The 18,889-nt window shown below is 24.7% G+C and carries 15 protein-coding genes; 4 read left to right on the forward strand and 11 right to left on the reverse strand.

Annotation, left to right across the window (positions count from 1 at the left end; all coding sequences use genetic code 4):
* Positions 1 to 166 precede the first annotated feature (166 nt).
* The 6 genes from EXC57_RS03680 to EXC57_RS05315 form a co-directional block, all read right to left on the reverse strand.
* Positions 167 to 1,561 carry a DUF31 family putative serine protease gene (locus EXC57_RS03680; RefSeq protein ID WP_004024780.1) on the reverse strand — a complete coding sequence of 465 codons (1,395 nt, stop codon included), beginning with the start codon at positions 1,559 to 1,561 and terminating at the stop codon, positions 167 to 169.
* 150 nt (positions 1,562 to 1,711) lie between these two features.
* Positions 1,712 to 3,583: a YitT family protein gene (locus EXC57_RS03685; protein ID WP_129692655.1), complete on the reverse strand. Its 1,872-nt coding sequence runs from the start codon at positions 3,581 to 3,583 to the stop codon at positions 1,712 to 1,714.
* Positions 3,584 to 3,693: 110 nt separating this feature from the next.
* Positions 3,694 to 4,599, reverse strand: a complete 906-nt coding sequence (locus EXC57_RS03690) for a CPBP family intramembrane glutamic endopeptidase (protein WP_004024782.1) — start codon at positions 4,597 to 4,599, stop codon at positions 3,694 to 3,696.
* A 110-nt stretch (positions 4,600 to 4,709) separates the two neighbouring features.
* A complete protein-coding gene (locus tag EXC57_RS03695) occupies positions 4,710 to 7,193 on the reverse strand; it encodes an MG321/MPN456 family lipoprotein (protein ID WP_129692656.1) in 2,484 nt (827 codons plus the stop codon).
* A 411-nt stretch (positions 7,194 to 7,604) separates the two neighbouring features.
* The gene (locus tag EXC57_RS03700) at positions 7,605 to 8,351 is read right to left on the reverse strand and encodes a hypothetical protein (protein ID WP_004024784.1); all 747 of its coding nucleotides are present in this window, start codon (positions 8,349 to 8,351) and stop codon (positions 7,605 to 7,607) included.
* A 97-nt stretch (positions 8,352 to 8,448) separates the two neighbouring features.
* The gene (locus EXC57_RS05315) at positions 8,449 to 8,580 is read right to left on the reverse strand and encodes a hypothetical protein (RefSeq protein ID WP_004024785.1); all 132 of its coding nucleotides are present in this window, start codon (positions 8,578 to 8,580) and stop codon (positions 8,449 to 8,451) included.
* Positions 8,581 to 8,753: 173 nt separating this feature from the next.
* On the opposite strand from EXC57_RS05315, the gene EXC57_RS03705 reads away from it, so the two are divergent.
* The 4 genes from EXC57_RS03705 (at position 8,754) to EXC57_RS03720 (ending at position 13,489) form a co-directional block, all read left to right on the forward strand.
* Positions 8,754 to 9,695: a ZIP family metal transporter gene (locus EXC57_RS03705; RefSeq protein ID WP_004024786.1), complete on the forward strand. Its 942-nt coding sequence runs from the start codon at positions 8,754 to 8,756 to the stop codon at positions 9,693 to 9,695.
* 77 nt (positions 9,696 to 9,772) lie between these two features.
* Positions 9,773 to 10,267, forward strand: coding sequence for an NADPH-dependent FMN reductase (locus EXC57_RS03710; RefSeq protein WP_129692657.1), 495 nt, complete (start codon positions 9,773 to 9,775; stop codon positions 10,265 to 10,267).
* A 216-nt stretch (positions 10,268 to 10,483) separates the two neighbouring features.
* Complete coding sequence (locus EXC57_RS03715) at positions 10,484 to 11,458, forward strand: IS30 family transposase (protein WP_129692495.1); 975 nt, start codon at positions 10,484 to 10,486, stop codon at positions 11,456 to 11,458.
* Positions 11,459 to 11,965: 507 nt separating this feature from the next.
* Positions 11,966 to 13,489, forward strand: coding sequence for a P35 family lipoprotein (locus EXC57_RS03720; protein ID WP_004025456.1), 1,524 nt, complete (start codon positions 11,966 to 11,968; stop codon positions 13,487 to 13,489).
* A gap of 84 nt (positions 13,490 to 13,573) precedes the next feature.
* Here EXC57_RS03720 and EXC57_RS03725 read toward each other — a convergent pair whose 3' ends face one another.
* The 5 genes from EXC57_RS03725 to EXC57_RS03745 form a co-directional block, all read right to left on the reverse strand.
* Entirely contained in the window at positions 13,574 to 15,160 is a 1,587-nt protein-coding gene (locus EXC57_RS03725; protein WP_004025455.1) for a P35 family lipoprotein, read from the reverse strand.
* Between the two features lie 94 nt (positions 15,161 to 15,254).
* Positions 15,255 to 15,845: a GTP cyclohydrolase II gene (gene ribA, locus EXC57_RS03730; protein ID WP_004025454.1), complete on the reverse strand. Its 591-nt coding sequence runs from the start codon at positions 15,843 to 15,845 to the stop codon at positions 15,255 to 15,257.
* Positions 15,846 to 15,917: 72 nt separating this feature from the next.
* Positions 15,918 to 16,253, reverse strand: a complete 336-nt coding sequence (locus EXC57_RS03735; RefSeq protein WP_129692659.1) for a hypothetical protein — start codon at positions 16,251 to 16,253, stop codon at positions 15,918 to 15,920.
* A gap of 408 nt (positions 16,254 to 16,661) precedes the next feature.
* The gene (locus EXC57_RS03740; protein ID WP_129692495.1) at positions 16,662 to 17,636 is read right to left on the reverse strand and encodes an IS30 family transposase; all 975 of its coding nucleotides are present in this window, start codon (positions 17,634 to 17,636) and stop codon (positions 16,662 to 16,664) included.
* A gap of 160 nt (positions 17,637 to 17,796) precedes the next feature.
* Entirely contained in the window at positions 17,797 to 18,807 is a 1,011-nt protein-coding gene (locus EXC57_RS03745; protein WP_004025452.1) for a hypothetical protein, read from the reverse strand.
* Between the last annotated feature and the right edge of the window lie 82 nt (positions 18,808 to 18,889).

Genomic DNA, 18,889 nt, shown 5'->3' on the forward strand with positions numbered 1-18,889 from the left:
CTTTATTTAAAAGATCTTAAAATTACATATGAACTTTTTTTAAAAATTAATTATTGTTTTTTAATCACTATTAGCTAAATTAATATATTAGTAATTTATTTTAAAACAAAATAAAAAAAATGTATGCTCATCCAATAAAGCAATACATTTAATCAAATTAAATTTGTTAAACTAAAGATTTGCCATTAATTTTCTTATTTAAATCATCTTTTAAATTATAGTAGTGTTTTCATCCACTTGTTTTATTTCAAAAAGAAACAGTAGTATTAGTTTTTAAAAGTGCATCATCAACATTTATAAAATCAAATCTACCTTCAAATAATAATTTATTAGAAGAACTATATTGCAACCCACCTCAATAAATTCCAACAACTTCATTTTTAGAATTTATCACCATTGATCCAGAACTTCCCCCTAATAAATTTACATAATTCATTGTTCCTTGAACTGCAACATTTCTATGTGAGTAATATTCTTTACCATCAGTACCTAAACCAGAATATTCTATTTCATTTTCAAGTCTATTTTGCTTCTGATTTTCTGGAAGTTGTGGAACTTGTGATGTAAATACAGGTGTTTTTTCTCCAAGATCTAAACCATTAACTTTTACATTAGAAAGACCACTTCATCTTGTAGCTGATTTTTGAGGATTATTATATACAGCTGTTGGAAAACCTCCAACATAAAATGTGTCATTAGGGTTAAAAGTATTTGTGAATTTTGTAGGATGAGCATCGTAATTTTGTAACATTATTTTTAATTCATTAGAATAAAAATAAAGTGATGGGTTATTCAAAATTTTAGAAAAATTAACTTTTAAGACACTAAAATCAGCAGTAGGATTTAAAACATAAGTTCCTCTTAATTTTTGATTATCAACTATGTCTTTAAAATTATTAAACGTTTCAAATGCTGAATAAACTATACTAAAGTCAGCACTATCTGTTGAACTATATTTTAATGATGGCGTGACAGAACCTAAATTATTTTTATTTTCTACATATCTTAACTTAACATCTTCTGTTTGTGTTGATTTTATAGTACCAGGAGAATAATTTCCATCAGAATCTTTTTCACCAATTATTCCAACATCCAAACCATTTAAAGAATAATCTGTTCCACTTTCTGAAATTCAATTAGTACTACCCAATAATTCTGATTTCTTATATTGTTTAGAATCATTTGCAGCAACAGAAGACACATGCATATTAGTGGCTAAATAATACGTGTTTTCAGAATTCATATCTTTTTGAACAATTCAAGCTGTACCTGTTATAAAATATGATTCTCTTACTCTAGAACCATCTAATTTATATGTATATTTACTTGCTAAAAATCTTAAAGAGAAACTTCTTTCGCTAATTCATTTTAAGTGTTGATCATCTGCTCTATAGCCTCTTTGATAAGTTTCTGGATCATCAAGTTTTTGATAGTCTGTAATTTGATTTTGTGATATTTTGGTTGTTTGATCAACTGATGTAACAACAAAATAAGCTATTACTGAACCTATTGCAAAAAGAGCTAATGCACCAGACAAAAAAGACAATAATTTTTTTGACATTATTAGCTCCTTTGTTGAAAATATTTATTATATATTAACTCTTTAATATTAAATATCAACAACATAAAAGTTTTTAAAAATAAAAAAATATAAAATATAAAAATAAAAATACAGCCTTTTTATAATTTAGCTGTATTTTCAAAAAATAAATTAATTAATAGAATTTTCAATTCTTAGTTTTCCCTCAATTCCTTTTAACAGAGTTATTGTAACTAGTGTATCAATATCACAATATCTTATTTCTCTTAAAATTTTAGGTATTTCAATAAACATACAAATAATTTCAATATTCTTCTTTTCTGTCATGCTATATCCACCAGTTGTTGTGTTTATTGTTAGAGAATGATTAAAGTTTTTAGAGTATAAATAATCTCTAATTTTATGAGCTTTTTCACTATAAATAGTAATTTTAACTGCTTTATCTTTAGGGAATAATAAATTAATAACTAAAGCAACTAAAATTGAATAAATAATTCCACTAACTAAGTTTTGAGAGAAAAATCTTTCATATCCAGCATTACCATCAGCAATTATGGCTGGAATATAAGCACCAACAACTGATGTTAAAAGAACTGAACCCATATTAAAAAATAAAAGCATTTTCCCAATTGATTTATTCTTTTTGTATGAATAGTAGAATGACACAAAATCAAGACCACCAGTACTTCCACCAACCGCTAAAGCCATAGAGTATGCTAAACCATTAAGTAATCCAGCACCAGCTGTGTACATAAACATAAATCAAAACTTAGAACCATCAGTTATATATGTACCATTAATTGTATGACTTTGGAAAGTTAACATTTGAACACCAAACTCATATAATTCACCATTAACAGCATCAAGCGATGAACCAGAAATTTTTATAACTTCAGGACGTGTATCACCAAACACAAATAATTCTTTTGTACCAGGAATTAAATTAATTAATAATGGTACAACAGTTGAAACAACAACAGGAATTGAAGATAATATTGTGAAGTTTTTACCAATTTTAAAATAAGAAAATATAATTAATGGAATACTTACAACTAAATAAAACCCATAAAACATGGATGTATATAAAACTTCAGCTGAGTCACCATTAAGAAGATTACCTTTTAAAACAGCTGTTTTAGTAATTCTTGCAATACCTTGGAAAATACCTGACATTCCACTAATAATAACACCTGTATTTTGTATCATTACAATAGACACAAAACTCATAAGTAAACCAACAAGGAAAGCAATTAGAATTCTTCATTTCATATCAGATCTTGAATAAAAAACTGAGAATCATCCAATTGTAGATTTAAATTGAGTTAATATAAACTTAACTTCTTTTTTTGATTTAGATCTTTGTTGAGCTTTAATTGCTTTTTTAGTAATTAATTCTTCTTCTTTTTGTTTTAAAGATTTAGATTTAAAAAGATCTTTAAATCTTTCTTTAAAAGTTTTATTAGCTTTAAGTTCTTGTTTAATAACATTTATATTTTGTTGTATTTCCAACTCTTTAGAACTTAAAACTTGTATTTCAATTTCACCTTTTTCTTCAGGTGTTTTTAATTCATCTGATTCACTTTTTACTTTTTTATCTTCTTTATTATTTTCGTTATCTAAAGTTTCTATTTTTTCTTGATTTTGAGTTTTTGAAATTACATCAGTAGCTTCTTGTTTTGATTTTTCTTCTTCTTTTTTAATTAATTCATGAACATTTATTTCTTTTAATTGTGATTGTAATTTTTCTAATTCAAGGGCTTCTTTTTCCTCTTTTGTTAAATTAGAATTATCTGCATTTGCATCATTATTAACTTCTTCTTGATTTGAATTTTCTTGTTTTTCTTTGTTGTCTAACTGCTCATTTTCATTATTAGATTGATGCACCAAATCATCATTAGAATTATCTTCTAATGCTTTTTTTGTGGTTTTTTCTTTATCTTTTGATGATGAATTATCGTCTTTTTTGCTATTGTTTTTTTGTTTAGATTCTTTTGAACTTACATCATCTTGATTTTCATTCTTATCGTTGTTTTTTTCTTTCATAATAAATTCGCAATCAAAATTTATGAAATAATTATAACAAATTTATAAAAATGTAAAATAGCAAAAAATTACTTTTTTAAAAAATATTAATAAATTAAATAAAAACAATTTTATCTTGTAACAATAAGTGAAATAAAAGCAACTAAATTACAAATAAAATGAATAGAAATACATGGAACAATATTTTTAGTTAATTTATAAATCAAACCATTTACAATCCCTAATGGTAAATACATAAGAATGTGTGTTCAGTCAAAAGTGTTTTGAATATGAAGAAAGGCAAACAAAATAAAAGATAAAATATATCCAAATCATTTTCCATTTAAAATATCTATTAAAAACATTCTAAAAACAAATTCTTCAATTATAGGTGCAAAAATACAAGATAGGAAAAATAACAATATTATTCCATATGTTGTATTTAAATATTTGTTCAAAGACTCTTGGTTATTTGAAACATCATTAGTAGCAAATAATTTAGTTAAAGAAATCATTATAAAACTTAGCAAATAAAACATTGCAATTCCGATTGCTGTTAAAAGTATAGTTATAATGATATTCTTTCAATTTTTAAGTCTTTTAAAAAAACCTAAAACATAATCATGTCTAAAGAAAGTAAAAAAAACTATAGCTATTTTTAAAAGAAAATCAATTATTGTGCTAGCTATAAATGAACTAATGAAAGATAATATTAAGGGAGAAAAAAGTGTATAAATAAAATAACAATAAATTCTATTTGATACAAATCATCTAAAATCCCTTATTGCAAAAACAAAAAAACTTATTGCTTGAAACAATAAGTTAGCCAAAACATATCACAACCTAAAACTTTGTAATAAGTTAGTATTACCCTTAAAAACAAACTCTGACAAAATATAAAAAACAAAATTTAAAACTATTGGAAAAACAATAGACACACAAGCAAAAACAATTAATGATGTCTTTTCAGTATCATATGGTCTAATATTTTTAAATTGATTAAATGTTTGATTTATGTTTATTTTTTCTAGATTCATATTTGATATTATATTATTAATCTTAAAAAATACAATTTATAAATATTAAATAAAATATAAAAATTAAAAACTCCCTTATGTCAATTAAACATAATGGGAGCTATTTAAAATTATTTTTTCAAAGATCAGTCTTTAAAATTAGTGTTTGAATTTAATGAAGGTAAAACATTAAATTGAGATCTTACAACATTAAACGATTTAAAATCTAACCCTGATTCATAATTTGGAATAAAAGGATATTGATCATCAATTCATTGTACTAATGCATAAGTATTAAATTGATTTAAATCACCTCAAATAGCAATTTGAGAATCTAAAGAACTACTAATATCTGTAACTTTATATTCTTTTGCATTTTTAACATTATTAGTTCCATCTCATTTTTTAATTGAACCTTTTTCAACTAAATGTTTTCATAAATCTCTTTGTCATGATTGTTTATCATTTCACCCAGTAGATTCATTAAAACCATTACCATTATTAGTTGGTGATGATTTCATAGCTTCTTGCATTTCTTTAAACAATAGTGGTCAAAGTTGTGGCATTTTAGTATTAATTGATACACCAATATTAATATCAGTTTGTTTTTTGTTATTAGTCATTATTGGTTTGCCATCACTACTATAATTGTATTGGAAATAATAACCAACTCATGTACCAACAGCGTTGTAATCTGGTCCTCATAAAAATGAACCCATTGGTGAATTACTATTGTAAAAATAATCAGTAACAGTTTGATTTGTTCTACTAACCAAATTAAATACTATTCTATTGTTGCTAATTATTCTTATTCAATCAATTAGTTGTTGTAAGAATTTTGTTTGTTCTGGTGTATAAGTACTTACAAGAGTTCTATAGTCTAGTTGTAATGGGTTTGATGCAGTTGCACCAATACTATCTAAAGCTGAACTTAATTCAGAAAGTGTAGTTTTTTCTTCTTCGGTCATCATGTTTTGAGGAATAATGTATTCATCAATTTTAATTAATCTATTAAAATCTCCAGCAACCCCTTTTATTTTTTCATTATTAATTTCAAAATTACCATTTCTAATTTGTTGATATTGGAGTGTAGATTTATTTTCACCATTTTTTGTATAGCTCAAATAACCATATGGAGAGCTTGATAGAGAATAATCATATTTACCAGGTTTTCACACAAGTTCAGCAAGCTTTGGATAATTTATTAAAGTATTAATTGCTTTTCTTATCTTTTTACCTTCTGTATAAAACTTATCAACAAATTTTGCATAAACTTGACCAACATTTGATTTTAAACTTCCATCATTATTATATATATCTGTGTTATATGCAATAAATTGACCTTGTGTAGTTTTTGAAGCAACTACTGGTTGTAAGTTTCCTGTTCCAGTATATTTTAAAACAGCTTCTAATTGTTGTGCTGCTGGAACTGGAGCATAATCCAATTCACCAGTTGTAAACCCTCTATAAATTTTTTCTGCTGTACCAAATGAATTTCCATAAAATAAAATTACATTTTCAATCTTATCTTCAAGTTTACCAACACCATTAACATTTTCAAAATAGCTTTGATTTACTTTAAATGCAACATCTTGTAAAGTTGTTTTTTGAACATAATATGGTCCAGCACTTCAAACATCAACATCAGTTTGTTGGTTACCACCACCATAAACTTTATCTCAATCAGTATTTACTTGATCAATAACAGGTTTTTCATCTTGTGTTAATTTAATTGGATTATTAACATCATTATTTGTTCCTAAAGTTAAAATTGGTTTAACTTCTGGATTGTTACTTGGCATTGCTGCAAAATATCCTTTTGTTATGATGTCTAATAAGTATGGAGATGGTGTTGATGTCATATAAACAGTAAATTTATTATCTTTTGGTTCATTCTCTTTACCAAGCGTTTTATCAACATCAATACCAGCCAACGAAAAGAAATAACTATTAGCATTTAGTCCATATTGAACCGACCTATAATAACCTGTCATTCCTGAATAAAAATCTTTAGCTGTAACACTATCAACTATATTTCCATTTTTATCTCTTCACTTCAATCCATCTCTTATAGTAAATTCAACTTTTGTTGCATTGTTTAAAGCTTGAATTGCTTTTGAAGTATCAAAATAAGGTTTATCTTTATTGTCAGTTATAGTATGAATGTATTTTTTTAATTCATTATTATCTTTACCATTAATTTTGTTTTTTGGTTGATCTTGTGTTGATTTATCTTCTTTATCAAAATCATCTACTTTTTGATCAGCTGTATAATAAATATCTATTTGTTTTGCACCCTCAAGATACATATGTGGTGTTGGTGTTTGTGTAGCTTGCCCTGTATCTTTATCAAATTCATATTTTCCTGTTGTTTGATAATTAACAAGATTTAAAAACAATGAGTTGAAATAAGTTGTAGATGGTGAATCAACAAATGTCGTACCAAAAGGAACTTTTGAATTTGAAAATGGATTAACTGTTGTAGCTCATTTTATTGTATCTTTGCTAGTGTTCAACAATGAACATGAAGCCAATGTAAAAACTAATGGCGCAGATGCTGCTGTTAAAGTTAAAATTTTTACCAATTTTAATTTTTTGTTTTTAAGTTGTTTCATGATATTAACTTCCTATTTTTGTGAAAAGAAAAAAACCTGTTATATAAGGTAACAGGCTTTCTATAAAATGCAAACTTGCTATAAATGTTTTAACAAAATGTTTTTTATTACATGTTACCTAATCAAAATACCCATTTGCCTTAAGTAACAAATCATCAAAGTCATCAATCATTTAATTACACAAAGACAAAATCTTATTCATATTTGGAAATGCATTGCATTTACTCATATGAACCATCTTAACTGTTATACAAGATGTGTGTAATCATTTATTAGTCATGTTTACATTTTTCCCTTTCTATGTGGTTATTATACAAATAATTAAAGCAAAATACTATATCTAGTGTTTTTTAAAATACAATTTAACATAAGAAATAAATTTTAAATTCAACAAATTAACTAATATATCAATTATTTTTTTATCACTTCATTTAGATCTTTTTCTTTATAACTAATTGCAGATTCATTTTTTGAATTGTATGCTGGGTTAAGAAGTTTTAATACTAAACTAATTCAAACAAATAAAGATAGACAAATTATTGTTACACCATATCCCATGAAAGTATAATACAAACTTCCAGGACTTAAATCTTTTCCAATAGTGATATTATCAACTTTATATCAACCAAATGTTAAACCATTTTTATTAATCAAACTATTTGATGCATCATATTTTATATCTAATAATGTGAAATATATATTTCTTGGAACAATATTAGCTTCATACCAAACTCTTCCATTTATAATTGGTGTCAATAAAATACCAAATAAGAAAGTAACAGTAGCAAACAACATTATTAATATTATTGAGTTTAATAACAAATATTTTGATTTACCAAAACTATATTTTGATGATAGATAAAACGAAATTCCAATTATCCCAAGGATCATTCCAACACTATATGTAATAATAGATGCTATCCCAAAACTGTTAAATTCATATTTATTATTTCCAAGTATTTTAGCAAAAACAACATTTGCTCCTGCTACTATATCAATTGGACTATTAGTGTCTGAAGTTGTTGTTGGTTTATTGAAATATAAAACAGAAACAGTTGAAAACACTATGTTAAAAAATAAAAAACAAATAACAATATACATTATCACTCTAACAAAAGTGATTCTTTTAGACTTTGTGTTTAATTTATATATAACCATAATTACTCTTTTTTAAATTCTACATTTAAAAAAAATAAAAGCAATCCGATATAATAGATTACTTTTAATTTCTTTAATAATAAAATTAGGTTACTTTTTAATAAACCTCTTTTTCTACCAATAATTCTTTTTGTTGATTAGGTTTATTATGAAATTCTTTTTTTGTTCCAATTCTTTTTTTCTTGTTGATGTTATTTTTACTTTTAGAATTTCTGTGTCTTAAATCCATAAATAAGATCTCCTTCTCTTATTAATTTAATTATAAAACTTTATTTTAATTGTATATACAACTTTAATTAATTTATGTTAATAAGAAAAAAGATTGTGTCATATGCATATATTTTATTTATAAAAATTATAAATAAGATATAATCTTACTTAATTTATTAAACAAGGAGGAGTATGTTAATTTTTGGTCAAAAAATGGATAATATCAATTTAGCTATATTTATAAATCTTTTGATTTACTCTGGATTATTATTGGCATTACCCATTATATTTACTTTAATAATTTCTAAATTCAAACCTAAATTATCTAAAGTTGGAACCTTTTATTTATATGCTTTCTCTTCAGCAATTTTATTAATGGTTGGTACTGTTGGTTTAATTGGTGAAGGAATAGAGGGTTTTAGAGAGTTTATTGAAACAAATCAAACAATAACCTCATTAAATTCAGCATACAAAATATTAATTGCAATTTTTTCTGTGGCAGGAGCAAGTTTTTTAGGTTTACTATTTGTAATAGGTCTTAGATATTTATTTGTTAAAAGATTTGGTGAATTACACATAAACCATTCATTTCATCAACACAATGATCATATATTTAACGAAAATGAAATTGATGTAATTCATCAACAAAGCAACACTAAAAAACAAGCTTTATTAGTAATAATATTGTTATTAACACACAGAACAATAGATGGATTTATATTGGGTTCAAGTGTTGCCCACATAACAAATGAGTCAACAAAATTAAATATTGGATTGCTTGTTATTTTTAACATACATATTATTTTAGAAGTAATAATTGTTTACTATAGACAAATTCAATATGGTGAGAAAAAGAAAAAAGCAGTTTTATACACAATCTTAACTCTTGTTATGATTGTGCCAATTATGTTTGTTGGTGCTTTTATAAATAAATATTTACAAGCAATAGGGTGATTTTTGCCATTAGTTTCAATTAGCGGAGGTTCTATTTTATCTTTTGTTTCAGTAATTGAATTAGCACCTGAATTTATTCATTTTAAAAAAACAGAAACAAAAACTTGATATAAAATATTAGCTTTTTTTGCTTTAGGAATAGTGTTATCTGTAACATTAATAATTTTGGATGCACATTAATTACATTAAATAAAACCTATATACAGAAAATTATGATATGTTTATAATATTAAATTTTTTGAATAATAGGAGTAAACATGAAAACAATTTTAGTTGTAGCAAGTAATTCGCCAACTTCGATAAATTTAGATGTTGCAAAGAAAATAAAAGAAAAATTTCCACAAGTTTCAATTTATGAAACAAAAGATTTGGATGTAATAATGTTTAGACAAGAATACATTGAAAAATCTTTCCCAGATGCTATTAATTCTTTTATGAAAACTTTATTAGAAAATGATAATATAGTTTTTATTACGCCAGAATACAATGGTTATTTACCTCCAGATTTTAAAAACATTATGGACTGGGCATCTGTTAGTCCACTTGGTATGAAATGACTTCCAAATAAAAATGCTTTAATTGTTTCAGCATCACCTGGATCAACTGGTGGTTCAACAGTGAGAGAGTTCTTTGGAAGAACATTACCATATACTGGTGTTAACCTTATAAAAACTATTGGCATTCCACTTTACACAAAAGATAAAAACATAGATGACATAATCAATGAAATAGGTTCAGCATTAAATTTATAATTTAAAAATTATATAAATAAATTACATTGATTTTTGATAATCAATACATGAACCAATTTAAATTTAATATTTAAAAATCTCTTAACTTTAAAAATATAGGTTAAGAGATTTGCTCGATTGACATGTGAAGTGCAACACTCAAAAAAGAGTGTGCACTTCATTTGTTTTGTTTGTAAGTGTTCACTAATAAAAAGATAATGAATATTAGGAGTGCTTATGAAAACTTATAAACATTTAACAAAAGAAGAAAGATGCTTAATTTATTTTCTTTGAAATAAAGAAAAATATTCTATGAATAAGATTGCAAAAATCTTAAATAAAAACAAATCAACAATATCAAGAGAATTAAAAAGAAACACATCTTCAACAGGGATTTATTATTCATCAACTGCTCACAAAAAATACATTAGAAGAAAATCAAATTGTCATATGTTTTTTATGTTGAAGTACAAAAACTTCACAGATCTTTTTATTCAAAAATTTAATCCTAAATCTCATGGTGTAGAAGCTACAATTTTTTGAATAAAAGAAAACTATCCGTTAGTTAAAGTTCCAAGTGCTAGGCAAGTATTTAGATGAATCAATAGCAAGATTTGAAAGATACAAAGAAGAGATTGTTTAAGAAGAAAATATGTTAAAGGAAAAAGAAGAAAAATAGGTATATTTTCTAAAATTGATGGAAAATACTGCATTCCTTATAGTCTAAGACCAGAAAAGATAAACAATAGAAAAGAATTTGGACATTGAGAAGCTGATCTAATAGTTAGTAAAAGGCAAAGTGGTTATTACCACTTATTGACATTAGTGGAAAGAAAAACAAGGTTGGCAATTATTAGAAAAATAAAAGGGAAGAACGCTAGATCAATGATGGCTAAAATGTATACCATTATTCGAGATGAAAAACTCCCAATAAAAAGCATCACTGTTGATAATGGGTTAGAGTTTCAAATGATGGGAATAACTGCAAAACAATTCAACTTTAAAGTTTATTATTGCCAACCTTATTCTTCATTCCAAAGAGGGTCCAACGAGAACATAAATGGGATAGTTAGAAGATGATATAAAAAAGGAACTGACTTCAGTTTAGTAAGTGAAGATAAAATAAAAACTCTTGAATGAAAAGTAAACAACATCCCAAGAAAAATGTTTGGTTATAAAACAGCTTACCAAATGTATCAAGAAAATATTTAAAACAAAAAAACTCTCAACTTATATTTCAAAGTCGAGAGTTTAATGTAACATTGAAGTGTTGCACTTCACATGTCAGTTAGGGAAATCTCTTAACTTTAAAAATATAGGTTAAGAGATTTTTACTTTAAAATTATTTTTTTAATAAACACCATTATTTGAAGACGATAATAAAACTTTATTATATTAATTGATTAAAACTAAATTATAGATATATTAAAACACAAATCAAACATTTCTGTTATCAGTTAATTTATAAAGATTTTTTTATTATTTAAGCTTTCAAAATTAATGTAATTTTTAATTTCAAAAATTCAATTACAAAAATTATTTTACTATTGTAATCTTTGAATTTTTTTTATTTTGTTTTAGTTTTTTAAATTCTTGCATTTACTTATTTCTAACAACATAATTAAAAAAAAGAAATATGAATAAAAATTAATTTTTAGAATATTTGCACCAATTTATTTTAAATATGAATTTGATTCATTTTTCAAAAAGGAGATATATATGGATAAGAAAAAGAAAAACAAGTTAAAGAAGATTTTAATTAGCATTGGTGCTATCGGTTTAATTGCTACAATTCCAACTGCAATTGTTTTATCAACTAAAAAACCTATTAGTGTAACTAAAGACAACCCAAATAAAGACATCCCAACAAATGAAAATGAAAAAACAGATGAAGACAAAAACAATAGTAGTTCACCAAATGATAGTGTTGGTGATAACAACACTTCAAATGATAACAATAACAGTAGTAGTAACAATGATGAAAATCAAAGTAATGAATCTAATAAAGATGATGCAAAATTAAACATTAATATTAATAAAAATCTAAATATTCTTGAATTTACTGAATCAATCTTAAAAAATAAAGATAATCAGAAAAATACCTTAGAAACAATAATTAACAAACATAAACAATTACTTAGTACACAAGAAGAAATCAAAACAACATCTATTAAACTAGTAAGTGATGTTGATCTAATAAAAGACAAAAAACTAAAAGAGTTAGATTTAAAAACCAACAAAGTAACATATTATAATAATGAAATTATTTTTAATATATCTAATCTTGATGAATTGTTTGTAAAATTAACTGATAAAAGTTTACTAAACACATTATTTAACAACAAAGAAAAAAGTATTCAATACGAAATAAAAGATAACAATAATTATTTTGTAGATAATGATTATATTTATATTTTATTTAATAAAAAACTTACAAACAAAACTGAAAGTACTTACTTAGCTATTCCTTTAGCTAATATTGAACTAAACCTAAAAGACTTTGAAATTAATTTAACAAAAGATGATAAAACTCAGTCTTCAAAATTAGATTTAACTTTGCGTTCACTATTAAAGTTTAATGATATCAATAGCAATAAACTTTTCTTGGTAGATTATGACTTTAAAGACAAAAACTTTAAAATGGAAGTATTGAGACAAATGGGTTATGTCCAAGATGTTAATAACAAAAAGACTATTAATTATTCAAAAATTATTGATGACTTAAAATTGCATAACACAGAAATCAAAAATATAGATATCAAAACATCATCAGGTAAAATGCCTGGTACAAAAGATTTTGATAGTAAATATGATCTAGTGTTTACAGTTCAACCAAAAGAAAATTTCTTTTGAGAAAACAATTCAAAAGAAGCTAAACAAATAAAAATGAAAAATATAAATATACTTCTAAAAGCTGCAACTTGAGAAAATGTAAGTAAATACTATTATAGCAATATAAAAATGTGAATGACTTACGTTACTACAGAAGAGGATTTTCAAAGTTATTTTAGAAGTATATATACAATATCAATATTAAGAGGAAAAGTTTATAATCTTATGAAAGATGACCTTAAAAAATGAAATATGGATATTGAATTTGTTAAAGTAATTAGTGATCCATGGAGAATGAGTAAAGCAGAAGTTAGATTAAAACTTGTTCCATTACCAGGTTATACTTATGAATTTGGTAAATATGAAAATGAAGCATATTTTAATTTACAATTTAATTTATTATATGAATAGAAAGAAAAAAGATACTGGTTTTTCCCAATATCTTTTTTTAATTTTTTTTACATACAAATCAAATTAAAGCAAAAATAAATTAAACTATAATGAATTTTCTGTTTCACTTGAAGAAGATGCTAATTTTGTTTCAACAAAATTTTTTAAAGAAACAACATTACCATTTGCAATTAAAATGTTACTTTTACTAATAATATCAACATTTGTTAAAGTTATTTTCACATTTGCAGTTTGCATTGTTTTTCCATCTTTAAAATCATTAAGAACAATTTCAACAGAAACATTTGAATCACCAACTATACTTTTTAAAGTTGTTTCAATTGATGTTTTAGCAGTTTGTGCTGTCATTGTATTTTTAGAACTACTAATTTTAGATAATTCATCAATTATTTTTGGAGCTAATGTTTCCGATTGAGAACTCAAGTCAAAAATAACCTTATCGGTTTTTTCAGATGAACTGCTTCCATTGGTTATTTTAATTATTCCAGTTGTAATTAATTTTTGACCAGTAGAACCATCAATTGCTCAACTATGATTAATAGTAGGAGAAGCCATTAAACCTACACGATATGATTTATTAGAATCAGAATTACCATTAACTTTAAATAATTTTGGATTAGAAAACTTTACATTAAATACATTTAAATCTCTAGCAATTTTTTCTTGATCAAGAATAATTTCATTTTCTTTTGATGTGTTACCACTTTCTTTTTTAATTCATCCTAAAGCATTAAGAACACTAGTAATATTAATTTCATTAGTAGTTTCTGTCGATATTGTTTGTTGATTAATTGTTAAATTTTCTTTAGTAAAATTTTCAGACATTGCTTGTCCTTGAACACCAATATCAAAATTTAAATATGTAACACCTCTAGATAAATCTAATAATTTATTATTATCTTTAGTTGCAGAAATTTTTAATGTGTCTGATTTTACATAATAAAAAACACTACTTGCAGGTATGCAAAAATCATATTGTGTTTCTGATGTAGTATTAGTTGTTTCTTTATTACTAGTTGTTGATTCGGTTTTTGTTACATTAACATGCAATAAATCATCTTTAGAAGTATATCCAATTTTTGAATTATCATTTAATTTATAAATAGCAGTTTTATTGTCAGTTGTTTTACCTTCTAATTTTTCAAATAAAGATTGAACTTGTTTGCTAAGTTTATCATGAAGTTCTTTTGGTGAACTAACATTAAAATAACTTCCATCATTTGGATAATAAACTTTTTTTATTTGGCTTTCTTCTGCTATTTTTTCTTTTGAAGGAACAGATTGTGTCTTACTTCATTGTTCATAATTATTAGTACCATTATTAAAATTATCATTTGTATTTTTAGCTGATGTTTCTATTTTCAAATTATCAAGTTGATCTTTAGTTAATACATCATAATTATCAATAAATTTTTCTGGATGCTTTTTAAATTCATCTTCAAACAATTCTTTAGGAGTTTTTAAAGTTTGACTTGCTGTTTGATCAGCATTTACAACTTGATTTTGGTTTTTAAGCAAATCTGAAAATCTAATATTTAAATTAATAGATTGTTTGATTGATGGTTGTCTTACTTCTTTGTTACTACAAGAAGTAAGTGTTGGAATTAAAATAATTCCTCCACATAAACACAGTGTTAAAGAGAAAGATTTAAGAAATTTTCTTTGTTTCATAATGAGTTCCATAATTAAATAACAATTATATATTTTATTATTATTTTTTTAATTTGATAAAAAAAGTACTGATTATCTCAGTACTTTAAAAAATTTAAATCAAATGACCCATCTTATTTTTCTTAGTTTCTAAATAATGTTTATTACATTCATTCAAACCAGTAAGTATTTTCTTTCTAACTACTTTCACATACTTTTCAGCGAAATTAATTTTTTCTGGATTGTTTGTCAGTAATTCAACTTCTTTTAAATTAAAGTAATCAAAAATGTGTTTAACAACATCATAATTTCTTGCGTCTGCTTTTAAACCCAGTTCAACATTGGCTTCTACAGTATCTCTTCCTTTGTCTTGTAAATTATAAGCATTAACTTTATTAAATAATCCAATATCTCTTCCTTCTTGTCTTAAATAAATAAGAATACCACCATCTGGGTGATCATTTATTTCTTTTAAAGATTTGTGAAGTTCTGGTCCACAATCACATTTTAAACTTCCAAAAGCATCACCTGTTAAACATTCAGAATGGATTCTTAATAATGGTACTTTACCAAGTTTTTCAGTATAAGCTACAAGATGTTCTTTAAAATAATTCATCTTTATTTTTTCTTTAAAACAAACAATTTTAAAATTACCATATTGGGTCGGCAAATTAGCGACGTTGGAAATTTTTACTTTTTTCTTCATTCAATAGGCCTCCTCTTTTACAAGATAACATTTATTATATTATGAATTATTAATTAAATAAAAAAATTGCTATTAAAAATTAATAGCAATCATCATGATACCAATTAATATGGCAGATAGTTGAAGGGAATATGATAAAACATTCATTCAAAACAACAAGTTCTTGTTTACTTTTCAATAATATAATAAAACAACTATAAAGGTATAAAAAATAGATAAGCCAATACCAGCATATATGAATATTGCTCCAATAAATTTATTTCCCGTTAAAGATGTAACACTAGATGTTAACCCATTCAAGAAATCAATTTGAACTAATTGGAAGTATGCTAACGTAACTAATAATCAAATAATAAGCAATACTGCTAGCATACCATCAATAATGTAAACCTTAGTTGCTTTCTTCATATTTTTCCTTTAAAACATCTATTTAATTATATAAGAAATTGCACCTTTTGTAAATTATAAAATATTATTATACTATAATATATTAAATTTTATTAAAATATTTTAATATTTTATTTTCTTTAATATTTTCAATTTGAAAAGGATTATAAAAAAATATTGATATATTTAGACCTTTGAAAAAGTCTTATCTTTTTATAGCACATATAATATTGTTATATTAATAAATTTACAGTTTTTTATAATCTTTAACATTAATAATATTGGTTTTTGTGTTTTTGTTTATAAATAAAACATAAAAAAACACCCTATAAAAGGGTGTTATGTTTCCCTAACTGACATGTGAAGTGCAACACTTCAATGTTACATTAAACTCTCGACTTTGAAATATAAGTTGAGAGTTTTTTTGTTTTAAATATTTTCTTGATACATTTGGTAAGCTGTTTTATAACCAAACATTTTTCTTGGGATGTTGTTTACTTTTCATTCAAGAGTTTTTATTTTATCTTCACTTACTAAACTGAAGTCAGTTCCTTTTTTATATCATCTTCTAACTATCCCATTTATGTTCTCGTTGGACCCTCTTTGGAATGAAGAATAAGGTTGGCAATAATAAACTTTAAAGTTGAATTGTTTTGCAGTTATTCCCATCATTTGAAACTCTAACCCATTATCAACAGTAATGCTTTTTATTGGGAGTTTTTCATCTCGAATAATGGTATACATTTTAGCCATCATTGATCTAGCGTTCTTCCCTTTTATTTTTCTAATAATTGCCAACCTTGTTTTTCTTTCCACTAATGTCAATAAGTGGTAATAACCACTTTGCCTTTTACTAACTATTAGATCAGCTTCTCAATGTCCAAATTCTTTTCTATTGTTTATCTTTTCTGGTCTTAGACTATAAGGAATGCAGTATTTTCCATCAATTTTAGAAAATATACCTATTTTTCTTCTTTTTCCTTTAACATATTTTCTTCTTAAACAATCTCTTCTTTGTATCTTTCAAATCTTGCTATTGATTCATCTAAATACTTGCCTAGCACTTGGAACTTTAACTAACGGATAGTTTTCTTTTATTCAAAAAATTGTAGCTTCTACACCATGAGATTTAGGATTAAATTTTTGAATAAAAAGATCTGTGAAGTTTTTGTACTTCAACATAAAAAACATATGACAATTTGATTTTCTTCTAATGTATTTTTTGTGAGCAGTTGATGAATAATAAATCCCTGTTGAAGATGTGTTTCTTTTTAATTCTCTTGATATTGTTGATTTGTTTTTATTTAAGATTTTTGCAATCTTATTCATAGAATATTTTTCTTTATTTCAAAGAAAATAAATTAAGCATCTTTCTTCTTTTGTTAAATGTTTATAAGTTTTCATAAGCACTCCTAATATTCATTATCTTTTTATTAGTGAACACTTACAAACAAAACAAATGAAGTGCACACTCTTTTTTGAGTGTTGCACTTCACATGTCAATCGAGCAAAAAACACCCTATAAAAGGGTGTTATGTTTTTAATTTAATAGAAACAATTTTAATTATGCGTTTGGATCATTTTTAATTGTTCCATATCAGCTTGTGTTATCAAAATCTATGAATGTAACACCATCACCTGAATTGATTGAATTATATTTAACTGAACTTCCTAGTGTAATTGTTCCTTTAAATGTAAATTTAGATTTTTTACCTGTTGGAACATATAATTCACCATATTTACCATCTTGAATTGAATCATATTTATTATTCATAAAGTTTAATGATCATCCACTTGGAACATCCAATTGAACATTTTCTTCATCTAAAGTAATTTTGTGTCCTTGAAGGTAAATGTAAATGTTAATAGGATTTGTTATATCTTCATTTGGTATTGTTGAATATAAATTACTTCATAATGTTGATCAATTTGAATCTTGTTTAACATTATATACATAACCATTTAAATCATCATAATATGCACCATGTTCTCAATTAACATCTGTACCTATTGAACTTTTAATAAATGTAGGAATTACTTTTATTGCTGTTCCTTCAGCATATAATCAACTTTCTCCACTTAAATCTAAAGTATCATTATATTTTGGCATTTTAACTTTAAATGTATTTGTTTGTCCATCTACATTTTTTGATGGTACAAAGTGGTTTTCATTAGAACCATATACTTTTAAATCTCTAACTGTGTAGTTTTCATAACCATCATTCATAATAGCTTTAATTGTTAATTCATCACCAGGTTGGAATTCTAATTCTTGACTTTGTTCACCATCTTTTGTAACAAAGTAGATTACACCTTCTTTTTTGTTATTTTGATCAATTATAGCTACATATTTAACTTCATCTGGATTTGTTGCAGTTGTTCTTGCTTGAATTGATAAAGAATAACCATCTTTTGAAACAATTGTTTGTGTAATTGTATGACTACCATTATTGTTAGAAGTTCCAACTGATGTTGTTGTATTTGAATTTAATCCAACTGAAACACCAACAATTGCACCAATACTAGCAGTAGCTAGTAATCCTCCTAAAAATATTTTTTTAATTCTTGAACTCATATTTTATATCTCCTTTTGCTCTTTGTGATAAATATACATAAGAATAAAATAATTTCAACCGAAAAGCTTGATAAATTTTATA

The organism is Malacoplasma iowae (assembly GCF_900660615.1).
Lineage (GTDB): Bacteria > Bacillota_I > Bacilli_A > Mycoplasmatales > Mycoplasmoidaceae > Malacoplasma > Malacoplasma iowae.